25 protein-coding genes and 2 pseudogenes are annotated in these 25,049 nt (G+C 68.6%); 3 read left to right on the forward strand and 24 right to left on the reverse strand.

The features are described from left to right. Positions 1 to 1,353, reverse strand: a 1,353-nt coding sequence (locus tag BLW04_RS21050; RefSeq protein ID WP_091547047.1) for a DUF262 domain-containing protein, incomplete at its 3' end; no start/stop codon positions are given. A 287-nt stretch (positions 1,354 to 1,640) separates the two neighbouring features. Here BLW04_RS21050 and BLW04_RS29355 point away from each other — a divergent pair. Further along, positions 1,641 to 2,003, forward strand: a pseudogene (locus BLW04_RS29355) (class II aldolase/adducin family protein); the annotation flags it as partial. On the opposite strand, the gene BLW04_RS21065 reads toward BLW04_RS29355, so the two are convergent. The 13 genes from BLW04_RS21065 to BLW04_RS21120 all read right to left on the reverse strand — a co-directional run bounded on the left by BLW04_RS21065 (position 1,908) and on the right by BLW04_RS21120 (position 15,016). Continuing rightward, positions 1,908 to 2,633, reverse strand: a complete 726-nt coding sequence (locus tag BLW04_RS21065; RefSeq protein ID WP_217631156.1) for an IclR family transcriptional regulator — start codon at positions 2,631 to 2,633, stop codon at positions 1,908 to 1,910. The pseudogene BLW04_RS29355 and the gene BLW04_RS21065 sit on opposite strands and share 96 nt — an antisense overlap. Before the next feature lie 105 nt (positions 2,634 to 2,738). Continuing rightward, the gene (locus tag BLW04_RS21070; RefSeq protein ID WP_091547058.1) at positions 2,739 to 3,452 is read right to left on the reverse strand and encodes a 3,4-dihydroxyphthalate decarboxylase; all 714 of its coding nucleotides are present in this window, start codon (positions 3,450 to 3,452) and stop codon (positions 2,739 to 2,741) included. After that, positions 3,449 to 4,681 carry an NAD(P)/FAD-dependent oxidoreductase gene (locus BLW04_RS21075; RefSeq protein ID WP_091547062.1) on the reverse strand — a complete coding sequence of 411 codons (1,233 nt, stop codon included), beginning with the start codon at positions 4,679 to 4,681 and terminating at the stop codon, positions 3,449 to 3,451. The genes BLW04_RS21070 and BLW04_RS21075 overlap by 4 nt, the downstream gene beginning before the upstream one ends. A gap of 1 nt (position 4,682) precedes the next feature. Then, positions 4,683 to 4,877 carry a ferredoxin gene (locus BLW04_RS21080; protein ID WP_091547066.1) on the reverse strand — a complete coding sequence of 65 codons (195 nt, stop codon included), beginning with the start codon at positions 4,875 to 4,877 and terminating at the stop codon, positions 4,683 to 4,685. 25 nt (positions 4,878 to 4,902) lie between these two features. Further along, positions 4,903 to 5,712: a 3-(cis-5,6-dihydroxycyclohexa-1,3-dien-1-yl)propanoate dehydrogenase gene (gene hcaB / locus BLW04_RS21085; RefSeq protein ID WP_091547071.1), complete on the reverse strand. Its 810-nt coding sequence runs from the start codon at positions 5,710 to 5,712 to the stop codon at positions 4,903 to 4,905. Next, positions 5,709 to 6,098 carry a hypothetical protein gene (locus BLW04_RS21090; protein WP_217631157.1) on the reverse strand — a complete coding sequence of 130 codons (390 nt, stop codon included), beginning with the start codon at positions 6,096 to 6,098 and terminating at the stop codon, positions 5,709 to 5,711. The genes hcaB and BLW04_RS21090 overlap by 4 nt, the downstream gene beginning before the upstream one ends. Continuing rightward, positions 6,095 to 6,766, reverse strand: coding sequence for a 3-phenylpropionate/cinnamic acid dioxygenase subunit beta (locus tag BLW04_RS21095; RefSeq protein ID WP_254781843.1), 672 nt, complete (start codon positions 6,764 to 6,766; stop codon positions 6,095 to 6,097). Before BLW04_RS21095 ends, BLW04_RS21090 begins: the two co-directional genes overlap by 4 nt. Further along, positions 6,763 to 8,214 (reverse strand): Rieske 2Fe-2S domain-containing protein, encoded by a 1,452-nt coding sequence (locus tag BLW04_RS21100; protein ID WP_217631158.1) that lies wholly within the window; start codon positions 8,212 to 8,214, stop codon positions 6,763 to 6,765. The genes BLW04_RS21095 and BLW04_RS21100 overlap by 4 nt, the downstream gene beginning before the upstream one ends. 106 nt (positions 8,215 to 8,320) lie before the next feature. Beyond that, entirely contained in the window at positions 8,321 to 9,787 is a 1,467-nt protein-coding gene (locus BLW04_RS21105) for an aldehyde dehydrogenase family protein (protein ID WP_091547074.1), read from the reverse strand. 78 nt (positions 9,788 to 9,865) lie between these two features. Further along, complete coding sequence (locus tag BLW04_RS21110; RefSeq protein WP_091547078.1) at positions 9,866 to 10,624, reverse strand: SDR family NAD(P)-dependent oxidoreductase; 759 nt, start codon at positions 10,622 to 10,624, stop codon at positions 9,866 to 9,868. Next, positions 10,621 to 10,917, reverse strand: a complete 297-nt coding sequence (locus BLW04_RS27705) for a hypothetical protein (protein WP_217631159.1) — start codon at positions 10,915 to 10,917, stop codon at positions 10,621 to 10,623. Before BLW04_RS27705 ends, BLW04_RS21110 begins: the two co-directional genes overlap by 4 nt. Next, complete coding sequence (locus BLW04_RS21115; RefSeq protein WP_217631160.1) at positions 10,914 to 12,902, reverse strand: hydantoinase B/oxoprolinase family protein; 1,989 nt, start codon at positions 12,900 to 12,902, stop codon at positions 10,914 to 10,916. The genes BLW04_RS27705 and BLW04_RS21115 overlap by 4 nt, the downstream gene beginning before the upstream one ends. A gap of 14 nt (positions 12,903 to 12,916) precedes the next feature. After that, positions 12,917 to 15,016, reverse strand: coding sequence for a hydantoinase/oxoprolinase family protein (locus BLW04_RS21120; protein ID WP_091547082.1), 2,100 nt, complete (start codon positions 15,014 to 15,016; stop codon positions 12,917 to 12,919). A gap of 392 nt (positions 15,017 to 15,408) precedes the next feature. Between BLW04_RS21120 and BLW04_RS21125 the strand changes: the two genes are divergently transcribed. Next, a complete protein-coding gene (locus BLW04_RS21125; RefSeq protein ID WP_091547086.1) occupies positions 15,409 to 15,918 on the forward strand; it encodes a GNAT family N-acetyltransferase in 510 nt (169 codons plus the stop codon). Positions 15,919 to 16,237: 319 nt separating this feature from the next. Here BLW04_RS21125 and BLW04_RS21135 read toward each other — a convergent pair whose 3' ends face one another. The 10 genes from BLW04_RS21135 to BLW04_RS21175 all read right to left on the reverse strand — a co-directional run bounded on the left by BLW04_RS21135 (position 16,238) and on the right by BLW04_RS21175 (position 24,030). Then, on the reverse strand, positions 16,238 to 17,032 hold the full coding sequence (locus BLW04_RS21135) for an IclR family transcriptional regulator (RefSeq protein ID WP_091547089.1): 795 nt from the start codon (positions 17,030 to 17,032) through the stop codon (positions 16,238 to 16,240). Between the two features lie 9 nt (positions 17,033 to 17,041). Further along, the gene (locus BLW04_RS27710; RefSeq protein WP_217631161.1) at positions 17,042 to 17,383 is read right to left on the reverse strand and encodes a hypothetical protein; all 342 of its coding nucleotides are present in this window, start codon (positions 17,381 to 17,383) and stop codon (positions 17,042 to 17,044) included. A 166-nt stretch (positions 17,384 to 17,549) separates the two neighbouring features. Next, the gene (locus tag BLW04_RS29805; RefSeq protein ID WP_371327811.1) at positions 17,550 to 17,735 is read right to left on the reverse strand and encodes a hydantoinase/oxoprolinase N-terminal domain-containing protein; all 186 of its coding nucleotides are present in this window, start codon (positions 17,733 to 17,735) and stop codon (positions 17,550 to 17,552) included. Between the two features lie 84 nt (positions 17,736 to 17,819). Beyond that, positions 17,820 to 18,488: an N-carbamoylsarcosine amidohydrolase gene (locus tag BLW04_RS21145; RefSeq protein WP_091547095.1), complete on the reverse strand. Its 669-nt coding sequence runs from the start codon at positions 18,486 to 18,488 to the stop codon at positions 17,820 to 17,822. Then, on the reverse strand, positions 18,485 to 19,378 hold the full coding sequence (locus BLW04_RS21150) for a polysaccharide deacetylase family protein (protein WP_091547102.1): 894 nt from the start codon (positions 19,376 to 19,378) through the stop codon (positions 18,485 to 18,487). Before BLW04_RS21150 ends, BLW04_RS21145 begins: the two co-directional genes overlap by 4 nt. Before the next feature lie 90 nt (positions 19,379 to 19,468). Further along, a complete protein-coding gene (locus BLW04_RS21155) occupies positions 19,469 to 20,206 on the reverse strand; it encodes an ABC transporter ATP-binding protein (RefSeq protein ID WP_217631163.1) in 738 nt (245 codons plus the stop codon). A gap of 56 nt (positions 20,207 to 20,262) precedes the next feature. Next, positions 20,263 to 21,030 carry an ABC transporter ATP-binding protein gene (locus BLW04_RS21160; protein ID WP_091547108.1) on the reverse strand — a complete coding sequence of 256 codons (768 nt, stop codon included), beginning with the start codon at positions 21,028 to 21,030 and terminating at the stop codon, positions 20,263 to 20,265. Next, on the reverse strand, positions 21,027 to 22,031 hold the full coding sequence (locus BLW04_RS21165; protein ID WP_091547112.1) for a branched-chain amino acid ABC transporter permease: 1,005 nt from the start codon (positions 22,029 to 22,031) through the stop codon (positions 21,027 to 21,029). The genes BLW04_RS21160 and BLW04_RS21165 overlap by 4 nt, the downstream gene beginning before the upstream one ends. Beyond that, positions 22,028 to 22,873 carry a branched-chain amino acid ABC transporter permease gene (locus tag BLW04_RS21170; protein WP_175484189.1) on the reverse strand — a complete coding sequence of 282 codons (846 nt, stop codon included), beginning with the start codon at positions 22,871 to 22,873 and terminating at the stop codon, positions 22,028 to 22,030. The genes BLW04_RS21165 and BLW04_RS21170 overlap by 4 nt, the downstream gene beginning before the upstream one ends. Positions 22,874 to 22,908: 35 nt before the next feature. Next, entirely contained in the window at positions 22,909 to 24,030 is a 1,122-nt protein-coding gene (locus BLW04_RS21175; protein WP_254781844.1) for an ABC transporter substrate-binding protein, read from the reverse strand. 770 nt (positions 24,031 to 24,800) lie between these two features. Here BLW04_RS21175 and BLW04_RS21180 point away from each other — a divergent pair. Continuing rightward, positions 24,801 to 25,049: pseudogene (locus BLW04_RS21180) on the forward strand (ISAzo13 family transposase); the annotation flags it as partial.

A 25,049-nucleotide genomic window follows, 5' to 3' on the forward strand; every position in this document is an offset into this window, starting at 1 on the left:
GGCGGGGGACCGCCACCTCAACTTCCACGAGACCCGGGACAACCTCCGTTCGAGCATGGCAAGCAGATACTTAGCTCTGGTCAGCGGAACGGTGCCGAACGCGCGAAAGTCGTCCATAAACTCCCGGTCGCTGACAATGAGTGACGAGAGGGCATCTCGAACATCGTCCTGATTTTGGGCCTGTCCGCTGCTGACCATCTGGGCCGCCTGACTGAACGCTTTCTCTGCCACACTACCGCCCAGGCGTCCGGCGAAGAGCGCGCGGATTGACCAGTTGGTCACCTTGTTGAAAAGCTTCGCGGCCTTCTTCTTGTCGTCCTTCCACGTCGCAAACGCAGCCATGATCAACGGGTAGCTGCTTTCCAGTCCGAAGCGCCGCATAGCAAGGACCGAGTCGCGCATGTCGAAGTCAAGTGATTCCCACAGCGCGCTGTCGACATCCCTGAGGGCCAGGTAGGTCGCGCGGGCGGCGTCCAGTTGCTGGACGTACTGTTTCGCCCGAGAGGGGCCGCTGCCAATGTCCTGCTGAAGCGCCTTGTACAGAGCTCGGGTGGTCGCATGCCCATTGCGTGACATGTAGTCGTAGCGGAGGAACTTGACGAACTCTTCCGCTTTGTCGAAGTCACCGCCTGCCTTTGTCCAGGCCGCCTGAACAAGCGCGAAGTTTTGCTTTGCCTGACTGAACAGGTAGTTCTTAAGCAGATCAGCGGTTGTTAGGTCTGCACCTCGATCGTTCAGGGTTTCAAAGATTACGTACGCTTCAGGCAAGTCGGAAGCGACGGCAACGAGAACTTGAACGTCCTCGTCCAGCTGAGTGGTAATCTCGATAAGTTTTCTATATTCGGCTTCCACGGGAGCCAGTTCTTGAAGGTACTTGCTGGCCTGCCGATAGGCCTCCGCGATGGGAGAAGCGCCCACGTCTGGGAGAGGAGCTCGCGCTAGCAACGAGTCGTACACTGGCTGATCGTCTGGGTTGAGGACGATTCGTTCGACGAGCTCCTCGGCGTCTAGGTCATATCCTCGAAGGTAAGTCTCGTCGATGTGCTTCGCCGACTTGTCCTTCTTAAAGTCACGAAGGGCGTCGCGGATTGCTACCAAAAGGATCGCGGTGGTTGCTAGTCGCTGTTGACCGTCGACAATCTGCTGACGCGGACTGTCGGTGGCGTTGGCGAATACGACCGTACCCAAGAAGTAGCTAGTATTCTTCTTGCGGGCAGTCTCCAGGTCGGACAGGAAGTCGGATACATTTCCTGTGTCCCACGAGTAGCTCCGCTGAAAAGCTGGAACCTCAAGCAACCGATCCGCCAGAAGATGGCTGATGCGGTCGTGGTCGAACTGTGTCGTGTCTGCCATGTCTCCCCCGCGATGACCAACTGTGACGTGAGGAGCGTATGCGAGCGCGCCGAGGGCGCGCCCTTGCTTAGTGGTGGCGTTGCCAATGGGCGGTCGCCTATCGGTCATGTGTGAGCCAGAGGAGGCCCCCGTCGGCGTCGGTGGTGCGGTGATGGTGGACGGAGCCGAGCTTGTTCGCCACGCGTAAGGATGCAGAGTTCCAGGCGCGGACGGTGGCCCACAGGCGGTCGCGGCCCGTGTCCCAGGCGGCGTCCATCAGCGCCTGAGAAGCCGCGGCCGGCCAGGACGACTTCATCTGGGGCCACTCCTCGGCCCGGGACCCGCACGGCCGGGGTGTGTGGTTGAAGTCCGCCGAGTGGGGCCTTGGCGAGGTCACCGCCCACCGGCTGCACCTGGTCAGCCCCGAGGGCGATGTGCTCCAGGGTGACGGACCGCGGCACAGTGAGTATCCGATCCACACCGAAGCACCCGGCAGGAGGTGGCGACGTCGTCAGTGCTCGAGGTGGTCATCGGGGTCTCCGTTCGGTCGGGGGTGGACCTGCGACCGCGGGCCCTCACAACAGCAGTTGGTCGATCTCCTCGACGGCGGCGAAGACACGGGTCAGCACCATGTGGCTGGTCGCCTCGCTCATCCGGCTCACTGGTGCTGAAGCGCTGACCGCCAGGCGCGGGGCGTGCCGGGCCGGCACGGCCACAGCCAGTGAGCTGACCCCTTCTTCGCTCTCCTCGTGACTCGTCGCGTACCCCTGGGCACGGATGCTGGCCAGCACCTCGAGCAGACGCGTGCGGGAGCCGATCGAGTGATCGGTGAGCTGGGGAAGCTTCTCGCTCGGGTAGAGGGACAGCAATTCCTGCTCGCTTAGCCCGGCGAGCAGCACCTTCCCCGTCGACGTACAGTGCGCCGGCATCGATCGGCCGAGCCGACCACCGACCCGCAGCGCACGGGAACTCTCGATCGAGTCGATGAAGTGCACGTCGCTGCCCTCGAGACGGCCCAGGTGGACGGTCTCCTGCAGGTCCACGTTGAGCTTCTCTAGCACCGGTCGAGCCAGGGTGCGGGTGTCGAGACGGCGCAACAGGCCGAACGCCAACCCGTCCAGCGTCCGCCCCGGCACGTATGCGCGGGTGATCGCGTCTTGCCGGACGAAGCCACGGTATTGCAGCATCGCCAGCAGCCGGTGCGCGGTCGACGAGGCGACGCCCAGGTACTGGCTCACGTCGGTCAGTCGCAACGCAGGCCGCTGGCCGAGAAGCAGGAGCACCTTAAGCGCGTTGTCCACCGACTCGATGGGGTACTGCGGTATAGCACCGTGTTCGGGTGCGGGTGGGAACTGTGCGCCATCCATGGGCCGAGCGTACGGTCCATTGTCTGCCCTGCAGAAAAGTCACGGGAGGCGAGCCAGTTCGTGCCGCCAGGCGGTGCCGTGGTTGAAGCCGGCCCCGAGGTCGGGCAGCTCAGCCATGTCGGCAGCGTCGAGGTCGACGAGGGTGCCACCGGCCGCGGCCACGGTGAGGGAGAGCTGCGCGATCTGGTCGACGGCGATCGCGTTGAGCACGGCCTCCTGGACCCCGGTCCCGGCGCTCGTAAGACCATGTCCGCGCAGGAGCACGACCGGTCGCCCGGCCATCGCAGTCACCATCTCACCGGCCAGCCTTCGGTCTCGGACCAGCACGCCCCGCGGATACACGGGGACTCCGCCGGCCGCGAGCTTCGTCCCGGGCATGTCGTAGGCGCCGACGATGGGGCGGATGCGCAGTCCGGCGAGATCTGCCGCCACCACGGCCGGAGGGTGGGCGTGGACCACGGCATCGACGTCCCCGCGGGTACGCAGCACCTCGCTGTGGAGCGGCAGCTCGTTCGGCGGTGTCCACCCGTCCAGCTCACCGACCGCGCCGGGCCCTCCGTCGAACGTGACGAGGTGGACGTCGGCGGCGGTCGTCCAGGCCAGACCCCGCTCCTGCCGCCCGCGACAACGGACCAGCAGCCGGTCCTCGTCGACGCGCAGGCTGACGTGACCGAGGTACCCCGAGGCGAGTCCGCGGGCAGCGAGCACCCGGCAGGCGTCGGCGATCAGCTGCCGCTCCTCGGCGAAGGTCATCGGGCCACCGCCGCGGGCAGCGCGTTCAGCTGGGTCATCGCCTCGCCGAACGTCGTGCCGGCCATCAGCAACCGGCGACACAACACCAGCGCCTTGGGCCAGTTGACCGTCACGGCGCCGCGCAACTGGCCGCTGACGTCGGTGTACACGGCAGCCCCCCGGGCAGACGTGCCCTCCCACGAGCCGATCAGCTCGTGCCGTGTGGCCGTGGCTGGGCGACCGACGATCTGGATCTTCCAGTCGTACTGGTCGCTCCAGACGTACTCGACCGGAGCGTGGGCGCGCAGATCGTCGGGGTGCACGATGTTGTGCGCCGCCACTACCGCAGAGTCGACCGCGTTGGTCCAGTGCTCCACCCGCACGTGCTCGTCGTGGCTCGGGTGGAGCCATCGGGCGAGGTCACCGACGGCGTAGACGTCCGGTGCGTCGACCGCTCGGCAGTGCTCATCGCAGGTGACGCCGTTCTCCACCAGGAGCCCGGAGTCGGCCAACCAGCCGTCGTTGGGCGTGGCGCCGATGCCGACGATGACCGTGCCGGCAGGGAGCTCGGTGCCATCGGTGAGCACCACGACCAGGTCGCCCGAACTCCCCGAGACCGATTCGACGCCGACGCCGAAGCGAGTCTGCACCCCGTGCCGCTGGTGCAAGGCGGTGAAGTACTGCCCGACCTCGGCGCCCACCACCCGTCCGATGGGGGCCGCCAGCGGGTCGACGACCGTGACGTCGCGGCCTAGCGAGTGGGCTGTCGCCGCCACCTCAGCGCCGATGAACCCGCCGCCCACCACCACCACGGGGGCGTCGGTGTCCAGGTCGGCCCGCAGCGCCTGGGCGTCGGCAAGCGTCCGGACAACGTGCACCCCTGAGTCGGTGTGCCACGGCGAGGGCCGGGCCGCCGCTCCTGTGGCCAGCACGGCGGCATCCCAGGCGAGGGTCGACCCGTCGGCCAGGTGCACCTGCCGCCCGGCCAGGTCCAACCGCTCGGCGGCCGAACCCAACCGGAGTTCCACGTCGAGCTCGGCTGCACGCTCAGCGGTCAGCAGGGCCACCCTGGCCGTGTCCCAAAAACCGGCCAGGAACTGCTTGGACAACGGGGGCTTGTCATAGGGCAGCTGGGTCTCCTCTCCGACGAGGACCACCCGGCCGCTAAATCCCTCGGAGCGCAGCGCCTGCACGCACCGCACGCCGGCGACCGAGGAGCCGACCACGACGACCGTTCCCGGAGGGGTCATCTCAGTCCTCGACACTCAGGGCGCTGACCGGACAGCTCCGTGCAGCCTCCTCGACTCGCGCCCGGTCGGACTCGGGGACCTTCTCCTTGAGGAGGACGACCACGCCGTCGTCGTCGATGTCGAAGACGTCCGATGCGCCGGTGATGCAGTTGCCGTATCCCTGGCAGGCCTCCACGTCGGCGACCAAGCGGGGCATGACGGACTCCTCTCGATGGGGTGTCTCAGGAACGCTTCTTCGGGGCCGCGCTGACGCCGACCCCGCCGTCGGGGTGCACGACCCCGCCGGTGATGCCACGGGCGCGGTCCGACGCCAGGAACACGTAGCTCCAGGCGTGGTCCTCCCCGGACAGCGCCACCTGCAGGGGGATTCGGGACGCCAGTTCCTCGGCGCGACCGGGGGTGTCACCGAGACTGCGCTCGGCCGTGCCGAGGCTCGGCAGGCCGCGCAGGTCGGTACCGAGCGTCCCGCCCGGCGCAACCCCGTTGACCCGCACCTCGGGGGCTAGGTCGTGAGCGAGCCCGGTGACCAGTCCCCGGACGGCGAACTTCGAGGAGAGGTAGAGCACCCCACCGCGGCCGGGGTAGTACGACGACGTCGACTCGGTGAGGAGGACGACCCCGTGCCCGGACTTGCGGAGGTGGGGCAGCGCCGACTTGACCGACTGAAGGTGGGAGAGCACGTTCGTGCGGAACATCTCGTTGAACGCCGTGTCGAGCACGTCGGCGTCCAGGTCGACGACGCTGCGGTAGAAGTCGAAGACGCCCACGCAGTTGACCAGTACGTCGAGTCCGCCGAACGTGGAGACCGCCGATCCGACCGCCTCGTCGTTGGCCGCACGGGTGGTCGCGTCCCCCACGGTCACGGGCACCTCGGGCAGTTCGTCCGCCAAGGCCCGGCTCTTGTCGGGGTCCCGTTCGAGCACCGCCACCCGCGCACCCTCGGCGAGGAAGGCATCCACCACGGCCCGGCCGATGCCCGAGCCCGCACCGACGACGAGTGCCCTGCGGCCCTCCAGCCAACCGCCGCTCACTGGCTGCCGCCCTCGACCGTCTCGGACCCCCCGCCTTCCCGCACCGACCCGTCGGTGATCACCCCGGCGGTCGAGTCGGGGATCAGCGGCCCGAAGGGGTTGCCGATCATCGCCGAGAAGGTCGCCGTGTTCTGCCAGGTGAGCGCCTCCATCTCCAGCGGATCGAGGGCGACCCACTGACCGGACTTGGGCGACTCGATCAGCAAGCGGGAACCGTTGCGGGTGTCGACCCGCAGCACCCGGACCTCGGCGAACTCGTTGGCGATCGTGATGGCCTCACCACGGGCTCCCCGGAGCAGAGCGTCGCGCTCGGCGGCCGCCCGTCGGGCCGCCGCGGCATCGACGTCCTCCCCCTCCCAACGCAACGGCTCGGGAGCGGCGGTCACAGGAAGATCGCCAGGTTCTGCATCCGCATGACCGAGTCGTCGACCATGATCACCCGGCGGGCGAGCTTCCACCGCCCGTCGACCAGACGCAGCAGGTCCTCCCGCCCGGCCGAGACGAAAGACCCTTCGCGTACGTCACCACGGTTGCGGAACAGCAGGGTGGCCGACTCGACGACGAGGTGGTCGGGAGCGTCGGCCTGGAAGGTCCGTACGTTGGACAGGTGGTGCCGCAGCCGTGACGGCGGGTCCTCGGTCCAGGCGTGCTCGGTGAGGAACCGGGCGACCCGCCGGGAGAGCGAGTACTTGTCCTCGTCGAAGTGCGCCATGCCCCGGGCGGTGTCGTAGCCGGCACCCAGTGCCGTGGTGACCCGGACCGGCATCAGGTAGTGCACGTCCTCGGTGATCAGGTCCAGCCAGTCCTCGTAGGCCTGGGCGTCGAGCAGCCATGCCTCGTCGACCAGCCAGTGGTGCGCCTGCAGGTGCCGTGGGTCGTCGAAAGGCAGGCTGCGGCCGACCCGTTGAACCCGGGAGGCGTGTCCGCCGAGTGCGGACTGCTCGCTCAGCGTCCTCGGAACCGTCCCGGTCGGGTTGCCGGCGGGCACGGACTCCGGGGCGGTGATCGCGGCGACTGCCGCGCTCGCCGGGGCCACCGGCAGGTCGGTACTCACGCCTGCGCCACCGCCTCGCCTGCGGGCAGGGAGATCTGGTCGGCGTTCGCCGAGGTCCGGCCGGCGGCGTCCTGTGCGCCCTCGCCCGGCCCACCGACCTCCAGGGTGGCCGCCTTGGACGGTGGCTTTTCCAGGTCGTCGGCCCAATGGTTCAACAGTGCCCGCTGGTTGTACTCCGAATAACCGGTACGAGCCTCACCCGGCCCGTGGAAGGCGTCCGGGCCCAGAGGCGGCACGACGGGCCGGTCGTCCTCGAGGATCCCCATCCGACTGTTGAGCAGCAGCCGGCGGGCCATCGAACCGGCCGCGGTGTTGGTGAGGGAGACCCAGTTCTCCACGTCGTCCTGTTCGAACATGCCGGTCGAGCCGAAGCACATCAGGTAGGCCTTATAGGAGAGGGCCTTGAACTCCTCCGGGGCCTCGGCGTCCACGGCGAACCAGGACAGCACCTCGGTCTCGTCCTCACTGATCGGCTGCCACTGCCGGATGGAGACGAACGGCAGCACGTCGTCGCTCTCGGCCACCCGGGGCCAGTTGTGCACGAAGGAGAGGTTCGGGTAGACCGACGCGGCGCTGATCATGAAGCCGTCGTCACCGATGACCCGCAGCTGGTCGTCGGACCACTGCTCCTTCATCCGCTCGATCATCTCCTGCGGGTAGCCGACGTAGCGCAGCCGCTCGTCCAGGTCACCCTCGGGGAGCTTGTAGGTGGTGCCACCACCAGCGCCGGCCCAGTAGGTGGCCCCGTCCTTGCGCTTCTCTGCCTTGGGCTCCCGGAACAGCCCGATCTCCACGACTGAAGTGTGGGTCTGTGGCGTGTGGTACATGTCCCCGGCGAAGTTCTCGGCGCCGATCTTCCAGTTGGCCTTGACCCGCCAGCGCTGCGGGCCGCGCAGCTCGATGCCGCTGGCCGACTGCTTGGTGTAGTAGTCCAGGTAGAACCGGAAGTCGCCGAGGAACTCCTCCAGCGGCGGGGCATCGGGGTCCATCGACAGGAAGATCATCCCGTTGTACGTGGCCAGGTTCGGCGCCGGCAGGAGCCGCTGTCCCTTGCGCTTGAACCCAGCCTCGCCGCCGTAGGCGTCCTTGTGGAAGGGCAGCCCCACGATGCGGCCGTCGTTGCGGTAGGACCAGCCGTGGTACGGGCAGCGGAAATGGCTGGCGTTGCCCACCTCGGCCCGGCAGACCTGCATGCCGCGGTGCAAGCACATGTTGAAGTGCGCCCGGATCTCGCCCTGCTCGTCGCGGGTGACGATGAACGAGTCCTCCAAGACGCGCCGCACGACATAGTCCCCGGGCTGCGCGATCTCCGACTCGTGCCCGACGAACACCCACGCTCGGGAGAAGACCCGCTCCTTCTCGAGCTCGAAGATCTCGCGGTCGTTGTAGACGTGCGCCGGAATCATGCCGCGGCGGACGTCGCCGATCACGCCGGTCTGGTCTGTCATGGGTCAATCTCCTCAGCGTGGCTTTCCTCTGCCCAACAGAGACGTTCTCCGTGTAGTAGAGCAAGCGTGGCCGATCACGTCAAGCGGACTGCTGCAACCGCTCAGGTCATTCCAGGACGATGGTGACGGCCTTGGTCTCGGTGTAGGACAACAGTTCGTCCACGGACTCCTCCCGGCCGACGCCTGAGGCCTTCATGCCGCCGAAAGGCAGGCCCCAGTAGTGCCGGGAGGACCCGTTGACCCACACGTATCCGGCCTGCAACTGGGCGGCCATCCGGTGGGCGCGGGTGACGTTGGAGGTGAACACGCCGGCGGTGAGCCCGTACGCGCTGCGATTGGCGAGGGCCACCGCCTCTTCCTCGTCTCGGAAGGTGATCACCGACAGCACCGGGCCGAAGACCTCCTCGACGGCGGTCGGGTTGTCTGGGGTCATCGGCCCGAGCACGGTGGGCGCGACGTACCAGCCCTCGTCACCGGCGGTGTCCGGCCGCCCCCCGCCGACAAGCACCGGGGCGCCGGCCGCGACGGCGGCCTCGATGGCCCCAATGGACTTCTCGTACTGCTTGCGGTCGATGACCGGCCCCATCTGAGTGCCCTCGGCGAGTGGGTGGCCGACCCGGATGGCCCGCACCTGGTCGACCACCGCCGCCAGCACCTCGTCAGCGATGGACTCGTGCAGCAGCAGCCGACTGGTCGATCCGCACGACTGCCCGGCGGTGGCGGTGAAGTTCATCCCGAAGACGGCGGCGTCTGCGGCCTTGGCCAGGTCCGCGTCGGGCATGACGATCAGCGCGTTCTTGCCACCCAACTCCAGACTGACATGCTTGACCCCGTGCTCGGCGGCCTGGCGCTGGATCAGCCGGCCGGTGGGTTCGGCACCGATGAACCCGATACGGCGGATCAGCGGATGCGCGACCAGTGCGGCACCGCTGACCGCGCCTCGGCCGCTGACGACCGCGCACAGGTTCGGGCCGAACACCTCGGCGGCCAGCTCCGCCATCCGCAGGGAGGACAGCGGGGTCTGGTCCGGCGCCTTGAGGACGACGGCGTTGCCGGCCACCAGCGGGGCCGCGACCTTGCCGGCGGCGAAGAACAGAGGGTGGTTGAACGGCACGATCCGCCCGACCACCCCGTAAGGCTCCTGCACGGAATAGTGCAGGTTGCCCGACAGCGGGAAGGTGGAACCGCCCAGGCTGAGAGCGTGGTCGGCCATGATGTCTAGCAGGGTCGCGGCGGCCCCCACGTCGGCCTGCATGACGGGCAGCGGGAAGCCGGCGTCGAGCGCGTCGATGGTGGCCAATTCGTTGGTGTGCGCCCGCAGCAGTTCGGCGAACTCTCGAACCTTTCCTGCCCGGGTCCTGGCCGGAAGCCGGGCCCAGGCCCGCTGTGCCTGGCCCGCCGCCCGGACGACGCGGTCCACCTCCTCCGCCGAGCAGTCCGGGGCGTCGGTGAGCCGGCGACCGATGGTCGGGTCCTCGATCTCATACCGGGCCGCGGTGGGCATCGGCCGGCCACCGAGCTGCACCTCGAACGCTCGGTCGAGCACGGTGTGAGCTGTTTCGAGCAGGGTCATGTCGTCCTCCGTCGTCGTGGGTCCCGCCCAGCGGCGGCACGCGCTCGGGACGGGCCTGCACCCGTTCCGATCCGGTGTTCAGCGGTGCAGCACCCCGCCGTTGACGCTCAGCGTCTGGCCGGTGACCCAGCGGCTGTCGTCGGAGAGCAGAAACGCGACGACGCCCACCATGTCCGCCGGCTCGGCGTCCCGGTGCAGGGCCTGGGCCGCCTGCATCGCGGCCTTCTGCTCCGGTGAGACGGTGCTGCGCGGCACCTCGGTGTAAGTGGGGCCCGGCGAGATGGAGTTGACCCGGATCTCGTCACCGCCCAGTTCGTGGGCCATCGAGTGGGTCATCGCCGCGACGCCGCCCTTGCTGGCGATGTAGTGCAGGTAGCCCGCGCGGCCCAGCCAGACGGCGTCGGAGCCGACGTTGACGATGCTGGCCCCGCCGGCCGCCCGCAGAGCCGGCAGAAGCGCCCTGGTCACCAGCCACGGCCCCCGCAGGTTGACCGCCATCAGCCGGTCCCACTCCTCGACCGGGATCTCCCAGAAGGGACGCATCTGGATCGTGGAGAAAATGGCGGCGTTGTTGACCAGCCCGTGCAGCGCCCCGAACTCGCCGCTGACGGTCTCGGCGAACGCGGTGACCGACTCCGGGTCGCCCACGTCGAGGCGCACGAACCGGGCAGTCGTGCCGTCGCCGCCTAGCTCGGCGGCCACCGCTGCGCCCTTCTCCTGGTTGAGGTCCGCGATGACGACGCTGCCACCGTCGGCCACGATCCGCTGTGCGTAGGCGCGGCCGAGCCCCTGACCGCCGCCGGTGACAACGACGACCCGGCCCGTCAGGTCACTCACGCACCCACCACCTTCACCGAGCGGCTACGCGAGGAAGGCTCGTCGGCCGGCACGATCTCCGACTGCAGCAGGGTCAGACACTCCGGGCAGAACGTCTGGCGGAGCACCACCTCACGGTCGGTGAAATGGCTGGCCTCCGCGCGCACCGAGGGGCCGGCTGTCTGCGGCGCGGTCACCCGGACCCGCGCATCGCGGAGCGGGTGGGCTGCCACCCCCAAGACGGTGGTGCAGTGCCGGCAGGCGACCGATCCCGTGTCGTCCTGGGACAGGTTCTCGTCGATGAACACGCTCATGCCGTGACCTCCTCGGTGTCCAGACCCGCCCGGGTGCGCCGCAGGGCCGCTCGCCGGGTCGTGGTCGCTGCCTCGTCCACTACTCCGTCGGCACCGAACACGACGCCGTAGACCTCCTCGGCACCGCCCTGGGAGACCTTGTGAGCCCGTAGATCGGATGCGACTGCCGCGGGAGCGCGCAGCAGGGGGTCGCCGTAACCGCCGCCGCCCTGCCAGTGCGTGTAGTACACGTCGTCGGGCCCGAGGTCGGTCTCGTGGTGGGCGGGTAGGAGGTCTGCGTCGCCGGCCAGGTCGGTGAGCGACCCGGGGATGCGGCCGGCGGCGAACTGGGCCGCGACGTCGGTGCCGCGTAAAAGGACGTCGTGCTGGGTCCCGGCCGGCAGTCCACCGGACAACCCGCTGGCCAGCGGCAGCGCCTTCCCCGGCGCGGAGACGACCAGGTGAACCCCTCCGATAGGGCTGTCGTGCGGGACGAAGCAGCTGGAGGCACCCACGCCGCCACGGAACCGCCCGGGGCCCCCGGAGTCGGGCTCCTCACGGCGCCACAGGTACAGCATGGGAAAGGCGAACTCGTTCATCTCCACGTCGGCGACCCGGCCCATCGGGATGCAGGCCAGCCCGCCGGTGTCCACCCCGTCCGAGTCCGACCGCGCCCCCAGCCCGCCGGCCATCGAGTCGCAGAGCATCGTCACGAAGCCACCGCCGCGCTGGTCGACGCCTGCCAGCAGGGCGAAGTCCCAGGTTCCGCAGCACACGCTCATCAGGCGCTTGCGGTGCTCGGGATGGGTGTCCAGCATCCCGGCCAGACATTCGGTGGCGACGTTCGTGGTCGCCCAGGCCGAGGCCACCGAGGCCTTGCCGATCCCGGACGGGAAGGTGCAGTTGTTGATGGTCCCAGGCTCACTGATGATCTCGATGCACCGGTAGATGCCGCCCGGCGCCCACGGCAAGTCGCCGCAGAGCATCGTCAGCAGCACCGGCATGATCCCGCCGCGAAGCCCGGCGAAGGTGCAGTTGATCAGTCCGTCGACCTGCGGGTCGGTGCCGGTGAAGTCGAAGACCAGCTTGTCACCGTCCTTGGTCAGTTTCAGCACGATCTTGTAGATCCCGCGGTCACCCGCACGGGCGGAGTCCTGGTGAGCCACCGAGGTCCAAGAGCCGTCGGGCAGCTCGCGTAGCTTCGCGCGCAGTCGGGACTCGGCGTCGTCCATGGTGCGACGCATGACGGCCTTGACGACGCCGGCGCCGTACTTCTCGCACAGTGCGCGGAGCCGCTCGTGCGCGACGTTGTTGGCGCCGATCTTGGCCCGCAGGTCCAGGGCTACCAGCTTGGGGACCCGGGAGCGGCGCAGCCAGACGTCCTCGATGTCCTCGCGGATCTCCCCGGCCTCGACAATCTTGACCGGCGGGGTCGGCAGCGACTCCCAGAAGACGTCGGTGGCCCCGACCGACCAGCTGCCGGGCGAGGCTCCGCCCAGGTCGACCTGGTGGGCGACCGCGCCGGTCCAGCAGAACAGCTCGCCGTCGACGAACAGCGGGGCGAAAAGGCTGGTGTCGTTCTGGTGCAGCCCGCCTCCGACCCACGGGTCGTTGCACAGGAACATGTCCCCGGGGTTGATGCCTCGACCTCGGCTGCGGTTGCGCAACGTCCAATTGGCGGCCATGTCCAGAGACGCGGCGAGTTCGGTGTTGTACAGCCCAACCTGCACGACGTCACCCACCTCGTCCATGATCGCGGCGTCAAAGTCGTTGCAATCGGTCACGACGACCGACCCGGACATCCGCTTGAGGGCCTCGCCCATCTCCTCGGTGATCGAGGTGAGACGGTGCCGGACGACCTCGTAGGTCAGCGGGTCGAGCGCGTCGACGACGGCGTGGTCGACGTCGTGCAGACGGACGGAGTCTCCGACGGCGCGGAGGGTCTCCTCGCGTGAAGCCGGCTGGTTGGCGAACTTCTCGGAACCGGCAACGGGAAAGACGGGCATCTTCGGAGCTCCTCTCAGGCCTGGGTGTAGCGGATGACGAGATTGCCGAGCCGGTCCACCCGGCCCACAGAGCCCTCGGGGAGGGCAACGGTCGTGGTGGGCGCCTCGACGACGGCGGGCCCCTTCAGCTCGTGGCCTGCGGCCAGTACCCGGTAGTCGTAAATGTCGGCCTCCTGCCAGCCACGTCGCGCGTCGAGGAAGACCCGGCGCCGGCTGGTCGGCTGGGCGTCGCCCTCGGACCGGCCGACCTCACCGAGCTTGGGCCGGATCGGCAGCACGCCGACCGCCTGCGTGCGGTAAGTGATCAGCTGCAGACCGGCCTCGGCGAAACCGGATCCCTTACCGTAGAGCTGCTCGTAGCGCTGCCCGAACGCCGTTCCGACGCCGTCGAGCCCAGCGGCATCAAGGTCGCCGGTGGGCACGGGGGTGGCGACCTCGGCCAGCTGCATCGTGTAGCGCAGGTCGGCCTCGCTGCGGTATTCGACGTCGGCGAAGCGCAGTCGTTGCGCGGCCAGCCGGTCCTCCAGCTCCGCACGCAGCTGAAAAAACGCGCCGTTGAACTCCGCCGGCTCGGGCGGGAAGTTGGTGGGCGAGGAGAGCTCGACGGTGAGCACGATGTCCGAGGCGGCCAGGCCGTAGGCGGAGAACACCGCGGCCGTCGGGCCCAGCGGAACTATGACCTCGCTGACCTCCAGGTCCGCGGCATAGCTGACGCAGTGCATGGGGCCGGCGCCGCCGTAGGCGTAGAGCACGAAGTCGCGGGGATCGTGTCCAGAGGTGACGACGACCTTGCGCACCAGGTCGGCGGTCTGGGCGTTCTGGATGGCGTAGATCGCCGCGCACGCGTCGTCGACCGAGAGGCCCAGCGGCTCGGCGATGTGCATGCGCACAGCCTCGGCGGCGAGCTCCTTGGACAGCTGCTTCCGGCCGCCGAGGAAGTTGTCCGGGTTGACGATGCCCAGCAGCAGGTCGACGTCGGTCACGGTGGGCTCGGTTCCTCCATCGCCGTAGCAGGCGGGACCGGGCCGGGCGCCGGCACTGCGCGGACCGACGTGCAGGTTGCCGCCGTTGTCCACCCACGCGATCGCGCCGCCGCCGGCACCGATGGTGCGGACGTCGACCATCGGCACGTTGAGCTGGTACTGGTTCAGCACGGTGCTGGTGGTCGACACCGGCTCACCGTCAACGACCAGGCCGGCGAGGAACGTCGTCCCTCCCATGTCGGTGGAGATGACGTTGCGGTGGCCGAGTTCTGCGGCCAACCGGGTGCAGCCGACGACGCCACCGGTGAGCACCGAGCCGATCGTGGTGATCGCTCGGGACGGCGCGTCGCTGGAGTCCACGCAGCCACCGGAGCCCTGCATGACCAGCAGCGAGCCCTGGAAGCCGCGGGAGCGCAGTTCGACCTCCAACGGGCGCAGGTAGTCGCGCAGCCTCGGGCCAACCTGGGTGTTCATGATCGTGGTCGCGCTCCGGGCGTACTCCCGGATCCGCGGGCTCACGTCGCTGGACAGCGCCACGTAGGCACCCGGAGCCTCCTCCACGACCAGCTCGCCGACCCGCTGCTCGTGCGCGGGGTTGCGGAAGCTCCACAGCAAGCTGACCGCGATGGCCTGTGCACCGGCGGACACCAGCTCGCGGATCGCCATGCGGGTGCCCTCCTCGTCCAGCTCCACGATCACGGCACCCTTGTGGTCGATCCGCTCGTCGAGTTCGCGGACCAGCTCCGGCGGGACGAGCGGCTTGGGCTTGTCGGTGCGCACCATGTCCTGCACCTGGTCAGCGCCCAGCCCGGCATACCGGCCCTCGAGGTTCATGATTGCGATGGAGTCGGCGTGCCCGCGGGTGGTGAGGAAACCCACGGTCGCGACGTCCCCAGTCACCAGCGCGTTCAGCGTGGAGGTGGTGCCGTGCACGATGTAATGGGTGTCTGCGAGCAGCGCACCGGTCCCGACACCCAGCGTGGCTGCTAGCTCGTCGAGGACAGTCAAGAAGCCCTCGGAGAAGTCCGGCGGTGTCGACGGGGTCTTCGTCCCGGCCACCTTCCCGGACTCGTCAGCCACGAAGGCATCGGTGAATGTGCCTCCGATGTCGATTCCGATCACGTACGCCATGGCGTCTCCTGGGCTCGATCCGACCACCGTCGGCCGGTGACGGGCTGCATCCATGTGATGCGGGTCACCGCACCCAAGCATTTGAAGTCTCTGCTGTCCAGTAAGCATTTCCGGCGGACAGAGACTTGGTCAGGCCCGGTCGATGAGCCACTCGGTGGTGCCGGCACCGCCGACTCGGACGACTCACACCGGTCGAATGCGAGACACCCAACCTCGCCGCACCGCGGCCTGACCCACCGCACCGGACGAGTCAACCGACGTCGCGGCAGTCCCAATTGCGGGGCATCGCCGGTGCGCACCCCGGCCCGGCTGCCCGTGCCGGGCCGATACTCCGCCTGGAAGGGACGCTCGGCAGACGCCATCCGCCGGCAGGGCAACTACAGGAGAACTCCGTGCACGAGGTCGCACTGACCACCGAGCGGCTGGTGATGCGGCCGCTGACCCCTGCCTACCTCTCGGACATGCTCGAGCTGTCCTCGGACCCGCAGGTGACCCGCTTCCTGCTGCCGATGGACGAAGCCGGCCACCTACGCCGGCTCCGCGAGTCCGAGGCCATGTGGGAGACCCGCGGTTACGGGCGGGTGGCGATCCACGACCGGGCCAGGGGAAGGTTCCCGGGGCGGCCTGCACTATTGGCCGCAGTTCGACAAGGTCGAGGTGGGGTGGTGCTGCGCGCGGACGTGCAGGGTTGCGGTTTCGCCACCGAAGCCGGTGGTGCCTGGCTCCGGTGGGGACTCACCCACCTCGACGTCCCCTACCTGACCGCGTGCATCGCGCCGGAGAACCAGGCGTCGGTCTCCGTCGCGCAGCGACTGGGCATGTCCGCCCTGCGCACCGACACGTTCCACGGCCGCGAGGTGCTCGTCTTCGCGCTGCACCGAGGCGCCACGGACGGCGACTGACACAGCGACTCCTGTGCCGGCGACCAGGTGGGCGACCCGCCAACGCTGTGGGTCAGCAGTTGCTGCGCGCACGCCTGCTCGAGCACGACGGCGGCGACGGTCGCCTCCTGAACCGCCGTGCCCCCCGGGGTCGCGGCAGGACGCGTGCCCCCAGATGAGGTCGTCCTGGCCAGCAGCCGCCAGCACCCGGCAGGCAGTCGCGACCAGCTCCCGGGCGTCTGCAGTGGTCAGGTCGGTGGGGGTCTCGGCCACCGAGTGGTGCTCTTCAGCAGACACGTGCCGCCCCGGTCGGACGGCACGGCGGGGAACTGCCCCGGTCCTACAACAGCAGAAAGTCCAACTCCTCGGCCGCCGCCATCAGCCGGTCCAGGATGGCTCCGCGGGTGGCCGCGGTCATCCGGCTGACCGGCACGGAGGTGTTGAGGGCGAGCCGGGGAGCGCGGCTGCTCCGAAGCGCCACGGCCAGTGAGGCGACCCCCTCCTCGCTCTCCTCCTGGCTACCGGCGTATCCGTCGGCACGAATCTTCTCCAGGGCTATGAGCAGCTCGGTGCGGGTCCTGATCGAGTTCTCGGTGAGCTGGACGAGCTGCTCGTCGGGGTAGAGCGTCAGGAGCTCGCTCTCGGACAGGGTCGCGAGCAGGGCCTTGCCGGTGGAGGTGCAGTGGGCAGCCATCGCCCGGCCGAGCCGGCTGCCCACGCGCAGGGCCCGGCTGCTCTCGATCGAGTCAATGAAGTGGACGTCGGCGCCTTCCAGCCGGCCGAGGTGCACGGTCTCCTGGAGTTCGGCGTTCAACCGTTCCAGCACCGGGCGCGACCGATTCCGGACGTCCAGACGGCGCAGCACCCCGAACGCGAGGTTCTCCAACATCGGTCCGGGCACATAGCTCCGCGTCGCCGTGTCTTGCCGGACGAAGCCGCGGAACTGCAGCATGGCCAGCAGCCGGTGGGCCGTCGAGGACGCCACCCCCAGGTAATGGCTCACGTCGGTCAACCGCAGCTTCTGTCGCTCTCCCATGAGCAACAGCACCCGTAGCGCGTTGTCCACCGACTCGATGGGGTACTGCGGCGGCGCTCCGTACTCTGGTGCGGCGGGGAACTTCTCTACCGCAGTCATGACGCCAGGTTACGTGTCGTCCGCTGTGCAGAAGTTCGACAGGGAGAGACGGGGGGTCCTGACGTCGCCGCGCGCCTCATCCCATCCGGGCGATCCCATGCCGCCAGGCCACGCACCTCGTTGGCATCCCGGCCCGAGATCGGGCAGCTGCGCGAGGTGTTTGGCGGGCAGGTCACCAACTTGCCGCCCGGCGCTGACCACCTGCAGGGACAGCCGGGGCAGGACGTCGATGGACACCGCCCGCAGCACCGGGGTCAACTGCGGAGGAACCAGCGGGCCGGCTTGTCTGTGCGGACCATTGTCCTGCACCTGATCGGCGACCAGGCTGGTGTAACGACCCTCGAGGTTCATGATCGCGATGGAGTCGGCGTCCCCCGCGTGGTGAGGACTCCGACCGTCGCGACGTCCCCGTGACGAGCGTATTCAGCGTCGAGGTCGTGTCGTGACGATGTAGTGCATGTCGCCGAGCAGGGAGCGGACGTCGGTCTCCAGCGCGCCGCGAACTCGTCGACGACTGTCAAGAATCCCTCGGCGAAGTTCGGGGGTGTGGAGGGGTCCTCGTCCCGGCCACCGTGCCCGATTCGTCAGCGACGAATGCGTCGGTGAACGTGCCCCCGATGTCGATCCCGATCACGTACGCCACGGCGCCTCCTCGATGTGCTGGACACCGGACCCAACAGTGACCCAACAGACTCCGCGCCACGTGATGGGGTCACCTACGAGACCATGGCGGCTCTCCGTATTCCAGTACTGGGGTCTGGATTGCCGAGCGTCTTCACGAACCGCGTCAGGAACTGCGCGATCTGGTCATCGGAAGGCTCGTCAGGTAGTCCAGCGCGTCGGTCAGCCCGACGACGTCCCCGTACTTGGCGTCGATGTCGAACAGGCTCGCCGCGTGGGGCAGCGCCGCCCGGTCCCCGACGGCGTCCTCGACGACGATCGTGTGAAATCCGTAGGAGCAGGCGTCCACCGCGGTGGCCCGCACGCAGCCGCTGGTCGTGCAGCCGGTGATGATCAGGGTGTCGACCCGCCGGGAGACCAGCCGGGCCGCCAGGTCCGTTCCGAAGAAGCACGAGGCGTACTTCTTGACCAGGGTCGTCTCGTGGGCGCGCTGCGCGAGCCGGCCGTCGACTTGGACCCACTCACTCCCCTCGACCAGCCAGCTGTTCGCCGGGATCTTGCGTATCCAGATGCCCGCCTCCTGCAGTTCGGCGTCATAGGCGACCGTGGAGAAGATCACCGGGATGTCCGCCGCGCGGGCCGGTTCCAGCAGCGCGTTGGTCGCGGCCAGCTGCGAGTCCAGCTCACCGGCCAGCGGTGAGCGCAGGTCGGTGAAGCCGGTGATGAGGTCGACGACGAGGATCGCCGGCCGTTGCCCGAACCCCACGCGTCGACCGAAGCCCTTCTCTCGGAACTCCTGGCGCAACCTGGCGTACTCCTCCAGGGCGTCGGTCACTGGGTCGCACCTCCTTCGGGCGGGGACCCGAGCCCGCGCTGCTCGCGGTAGGCCGCGGCTATCTCATCGCTGGTCGTCACCCACACCCCGGAATGGCCCGCGACATACTCAAGGGCCTGGTCCAGGTAGGTGTGCCGGAACGGCTGGCCGACGCTGAAGGGATGAACGCACAGCGCCATGACCCGGCCACTGTCAGCGGCGTCGTCATAGAGCTGGTCGAGCTGGTCCCGGACCGCTTGCAGGAACTCCGGTCCGGTGTAGCTCTTGCTCACGAACAGGGTGACGTCGTTCATCTCGATCGAGTACGGAACGCTGAGCATGCCGGGTACGGCCAGCTCGTAGGGCTGGTCGTCGTTGGTCCAGTCCAGGGTGTAGCCCAGCCCGAGTTCGGCGAGGAGCGCGGGAGTCTGAAACGTCTCGGTCAGCGCAGGGCCGAGCCATCCCTGCGGCAACCGGCCGGTGACGGCCTCCATGGTCGCCACGATCTCCGCCAGGTAGGCACGCTCCTCCTCTCGGCCCATGCCTGCCTGGAAGGTGGAGTTGTCCCGGCCGTGCGCCACCCAGGCCCAGTTCCGGTCCAGGCCGGCCCGCACGATCTGGGGATAACGACTGAACACATCCGAATTGACGATGGCGCTCGCCGGAATGCCGTGCCGATCCAGACTCTCGATGAGCCGCCAGATGCCGACCCGGGGTCCGTAGTCGCGCCACCCGTAGTTGAGCGCGTCCGGCACAAGTGCGGCGGTGCCTCCGAAGATGCTCGTGGATGGCTTGTCCACCTGGTAGTGCTCGATGTTGAGACCGAGGTAGAACGCGACGCGCGCACCGCCCGGCCAGACGAGCGGAGGGCGCTCGGTGATCGGTTCGTAGCCGAAGAGCTCGTTCTCCATGACGGTCCTGTTCTGTCGGTCGACTCTCTACGGCTCGTCCCCGTACTGCCTGCCCGGCACCGCACACCGGACAGACAGAGCCGGAGTGGATCAGCGCTCTCGTCCGCTTCGCAGCGATCGCGTCCGGAGCTCGGGGGGCAGCTCGGCCAGCAACGCACCGGTTGCCTCCGCCCCACTGGCACCACCCAGATAGTGCTGGCTGACCAGCTCGTCTTCCAGCAGCGCACCCGCCCGGTCCTCCCGCACGACCCGGCCGCTGTCGAGGATCACTCCGCGGTCGGCCACGCGCAAGGCGGCGGCGGCGTTCTGCTCGGCAAGGATCACCGCCACATCGTCGGACGCGAGCGTCTGCACCGTGCCGAGGATCTGCTGCACGAGCAGTGGCGCCAATCCCAGCGACGGCTCGTCGAGCAGGAGCACCTTCGGCCGCCGGACGAGGGCGCGGCCGATTGCCAGCATCTGCTGCTGACCACCCGAGAGCAGTCCGGCCCGGCGGGCGGAGAATTCCGCCAGGATGGGGAACATCGCGAACACGGCCGAGGTCTGCTCCTGGGTCGTCGCCCGCGAATAACCCATGCCGTGCATGCCCATCGTCAGGTTCTCAAGCACCGTCAACTCGCCGAAGAGGTGCCGCCCCTCGGGTACGAGAGCCAGGCCCGATCCGGCAATGCGGTGGGCCGGTTTCCCGAGGATCGAGGAACCGTCGAGAGTGACGGCGCCGCTGGCGGTCCGGTGCAGGCCGGCTATCGAGTTGAGCAGGGTGGACTTGCCGACGCCGTTGGCACCGATGAGGGCGAGTACCTGCCCGGCCCGCACCTCGAGGTTCACGTCGCGAAGGACGGTCGTCGAGCCGTACCGGGCAGTCAGGTTCTCCACGCGGAGTGTCATGCGGGGACCTCTCCCAGGTAGGCACTGATGACCTTCGGGTCCTTCTGCACGGCCTCGGGAACATCCTCGGCGATCCGGTTCCCGGCGTCGAGAACCAGCACCCGGTCGCTGACCGACATCACCAGTCCCATGTTGTGCTCGATGATGACCATGGTGATGCCGCTGGACTTCACGGCCCGGAGCACATCAGCGAGCTCCCTGGTCTCGGTGTCGTCGAGCCCCGCGGCGGGCTCGTCGAGCAGGGTCAGCCGCGGACTGCCGGCCAGGACACGCCCCACTTCGATGAGGCGCTGGGTGCCGGCGGGGAGGTCCGAGGCGGGGATGTCCGCGAATCGGGAGAGCTCGAGGAATCGCAGCGCCGCGTCGGCCCGGACCCGGAGCGCCGCCTCTTCCCGGCGTGCCGACGGCAACCTCAGCCCGGTCGACCAAAATCCCGCTCTGGTCAGGTAGTGCCCGCCGAGCATGATGTTCTCCCGCGCCGTGAGCCGGGGCACGAGACGGGCGGACTGGAAAGTCCGCATGAGCCCCATGCTCGGCAACCGGAACGGATCGGCGTGCGTGATCGGGTGACCCTCGAAGGTCACATCTCCCCGGTCCGGGCGGGTGAAGCCGGTGATGATGTCCAGTAGCGTGGTCTTACCGGCCCCGTTGGGACCGATGATGGCCTGGACCGACCGCTCTTCCACGCTGAAGCTGACGTCGGTTAGGGCTTGCAGGCCGCCGAACCGGCGCGAGATCCCTGCCACCTCCAGCAGAAGCGTCATCGTCTGAACCGCCCTTGCACCAGTGTCCGAACGCCGCCCCACAGACCCTGGGGCAGGTAGGTGATGACGATGACCAGGACCACTCCCGCCAGAAGCGGCTCGTAGGCCGCGACCGATTGCCCCGCCTGGGGAAGGATCTGCAGCAGGAAGACCCCCAGGAGCGGTCCGACGATCGTCCGCGACCCGCCCAGGGCGAGCATCACGACCAGGTTGAGCGCCACCAGCACGCCGACCATGTCCGGGGAGACGAATCGCGAGTAGAACCCGTACAGGCTTCCCCCCACCGAGGCGAACACCGCAGCCACCATGAAGGCGGCGGTCTTGTAGCGCGCCGGGTTGATGCCGAGCATCGCGGCTGCCTGCTGGTCGCTGGAGATGGCCGCCAGCGCGCGGCCGGTCTGCGAGCGCAGGAGTCCGGAGACGAACAGCGATCCGAGCAGGCAGACGACCAGGACGACGTAGTAGTTGGCCGTGTCGGACACTGCGACGAACGAGCCGACGCCGATGTTGGGGATGCCGACCAGCCCGGAGGGGCCGCCGGTGATGTCCCCGAGTCCGTTGGCAAGGCTGACCGTGATGACCGCCAAACCCAGCGTGGCCAGCGAGAGGTAGTAGCCCCGCAAGCGGAGGAAGAGCCTGCCCAACAGGTAGGCCAGCGCCGCGGAGACCACCGCCATGACGGCCATCGCCAGCACCGTCGGCACTGAGTAGCGCAGGCTCAGGATTCCGGCACCGTAGGCACCGAGCGCGATGAAGAGAGTCTGCCCGAGGGAGACCTGACCGGCCTGCCCCAGGAAGACGTCGAGCCCGAGCACGATGAAGAAGAAGATCCCCATGACGATGAGGAAGCTCAGATAACCTGGCGTGAGATAGGGGACAGCCACCAGCAGCGCCACCACGACGACCGGCAGGAGCGCCCGCCGCCACGACGACGGTCCCTGCCGCTGTGCGGGGGCCGCGGTCGACTTGACGGCGTCCGCCCCCGGTGCGAGCTGGGTCATCGGCGCACCTCCTCGACCTTTCCGCGCAGCCCTGCCGGACGGACGAGCAGGACGACGATCAGCACGCCGATCGCCAGCACCTCGGCCGTCGACGCGGGCGTGTACCGGCTGAAGACGCCTTCCAGCACGCCCAACAGCAGCCCACCGGCCAGCGCGCCGGTGGCGCTGCCCAATCCGCCGATAACGGCCGCGATGAAACCGTTGACCGCATACGGCACCACCGTGTCGTACTGGAGGAAGGTCAGCGGAACGATCGCCGCCCCCGCCATGGCCGCCATGGCGCCGGCCATGCTGAAGGCCATCAGCCTTACCCGGTCCACGTTGACCCCCATCAGCGCGGCGGCGCGGGGATCCTGCGCGGTCGCCCGCATGGTCAGGCCGAGACCGGTGCGCTGCAGAAGGAACCACAGCGCCAGGACCGACAGCAGCAGGACGCCGAAGATCCAAAAGTCCTGGGTGGCGACCCGGACGCCGAGCAGGGTGACCGAGCTGGGCTGCGAGAAGGCCTTCAGCGTGTACGGGAGGTTGCCGTACACGATGAGCAGGAAGCCGCCCACTGCCTGCAGCAGGCCGACCGTGATCAACAGCATCCGCTCCGGGGTTGCCCGCTTGGTGGCCGGCCGGATGACGACCTGGTCGACGACGGCCAGGACCACCGCAAAGATGATCGCCGTCATGATCAGCAGCAGCACCGGGTTGACGCCGAGCGCGTTCTTCAGGCTGACCGCGGTCAACGCCGCCAGGACGACGAACGCACCCTGGGCGAGGTTGATGACACGACTCATCGAGTAGATGAGCGACATGCCGAGCGCGATCAGTGCGTAGACGCTCCCGACTGCCAAACCTCCGACGAGTGTCTGGGCGAGTCCAGTCATGACTACTTTCCGACGTAGGTGAACTTGCCGTTCTCGGCCTGCACCATGGCCACGTCGTCCACCGTGAGGCCGCGGTGGTCATCGGGCGACATGTGATAGGTGCCCACGACGCCGGGGAAGCCGTCGATGGACTCCATCGCCGTCCGGATGTCCGCGGCGCTGGTCGACTTGGCGTGCTTCAGCGCCTCGGCGAGCACCAGCACGGCGTCGTAACCCACACCGGGCCCGAAGTCGGGTGCCTCGTTGTACTTCTGCTGATACGCGTCGTGGTACTGCTGCTCCAGGTCGTAGGCCGGGTCGGTCTTCGGCAGGGTCTCCCACCAGAAGTCGCGGGTGGCCGGAATGAGCAGCGTCTTCGGCGTGTAGTCGGCGATCCGCTCGAGGAATGCCCCGGCGAGGTTCCCGTCGGTGGTCATGACCGGTAGGTCGATGCCCAGCTGCTGGATGCCCTTGAGCGCCACACCCACCGGCGTACCTGTGGACCAGACGACCAGCGCCTGCGGGTTGCTGGCCATCGCCTGCTGCAGCTGAGCGGTTGCGGACACGGCGGCCGGCTCGTACGTCACCTGTGCGGTGACCGTGACACCGGCTTTCTGGGCCGCCTCGTTCGCCGCGCGCCCGCCGTCGGTGCCGCTGGCGTCGGTCGTGTTGATGATCGCGACCCGGGTGATGCCCTTGTTCTTCCAGTAGCTCATCGTCTCCTCGGCCAGCGCGTCAGTCTTGGCGCTCGCCGACCACACGAACCCTGAGGCGTCGATACCGGGAGAGAGGCAGTAGTCGACCGGCCCGTTGTCCTTCACGAACGGCGCGATCGCGTTGCAGTTGGCGACGACGGATGGCCCCACGAGGGCCGTGACCTTTTTCGCGATCAGGTTGCGCGTCTGCTGAAGCGCTTGGTTCGGCTGACTCTGGTCGTCGGCCGACTCGATCTGGATCTTGTGACCGTTGACGCCGCCCTTACCGTTCACGAAGTCCGCCGCCAGCTGGGCACCGCGCAGCTCTCCCACGCCGAGCTGGCTCGCGCCACCCGTCTGGCTGGTCACCACACCGAAGGTGTACGGGCTGCTGTCGCCACCGCCACTACCGCCGCTGGTGGTTTGCGAACCGCAAGCAGAGGCCAGCATCAGCACCGCCAGGGCGCCGACCGTGGTCGGGGCCTTCCTGGTCAGGTGCCGTCGTGGTCGGTACATGTGGACTCCTCGTTGTGTCGACGTGACCCATCCGGCCAGCCAGGGATGAATCTCTGTCTAGCAGATACCTCTCTGCTTAGAAGAACATGTGAGTGGGAGCACGTCAAGGCTGCGACACCGTCCCGCGCCCCCAACCGCTCGGGAGCCACTCGGAGCCTCCTCAGATTCCCGCTTCCGGTGACTCGCCCCGCGGTCGCGCATCCAGCACGGTCGACGGCGTGGAGGACGAACGGCTGCGGGCACTCGTGGCGGACGAGCGGCGGACAAGCCGCCCCCGCCGCGGCAGCTGCGCACCGAGGAGCGGGACGCGGACTTCTCTGCGCCGGCTGGCGGGGTCCGCGATCTCGTGGGGCACGTGGCCATGGCGACCGACAGCCCGGGCAGCGCGACGGTCCTCTGCCTGTCCGGGCAGACGAGGCGTGGCGACGATACGCTGGCCAACTCGACGGGAAATGGCCACGACCCGGCCGCGTCGAATGAGAACTGGCCAACTACGCCGGGAATCGACACCCGCCGCTGACGTCACCCCGCCGGAAGCGCCTCAAGATCACAATCGACACAGACCCGTGTGGAGAGGTCTAAGGCACAAGAACCGCCGTCGCCGGCGCGTTTTCGTCGCCGGCGATCCGCTGGTTGGGCATCTGTAGTTAGGGCCCGGCAGGGATCAACTCCAGGATTGGGCTTCGGGGGTCAAGCTTGGTGAGGTGACCACCGGTGTGTCCGATGAGGCACTGGCCGAGAAGTTCGCCAGCGTGTTTCCGCACCTGAACGAGCGGCAGCGTCGGCTGCTGGCGGGGGCCGAGGCACGTTCGCTGGGCCGGGGCGGCACCGCCCGGGTGGCCCGCGCCAGCGGGTTGCACCCGGAGACCGTGACCGCTGGGATGGCGGAGCTGACCGGCGGCGCGCCGGTGACCGATCGGGTGCGTCGCCCCGGGGGCGGGCGCCGGCCGTTG

The sequence above is a fragment of the Modestobacter sp. DSM 44400 genome (assembly GCF_900107175.1).
Classification (GTDB): Bacteria; Actinomycetota; Actinomycetes; order Mycobacteriales; family Geodermatophilaceae; genus Modestobacter.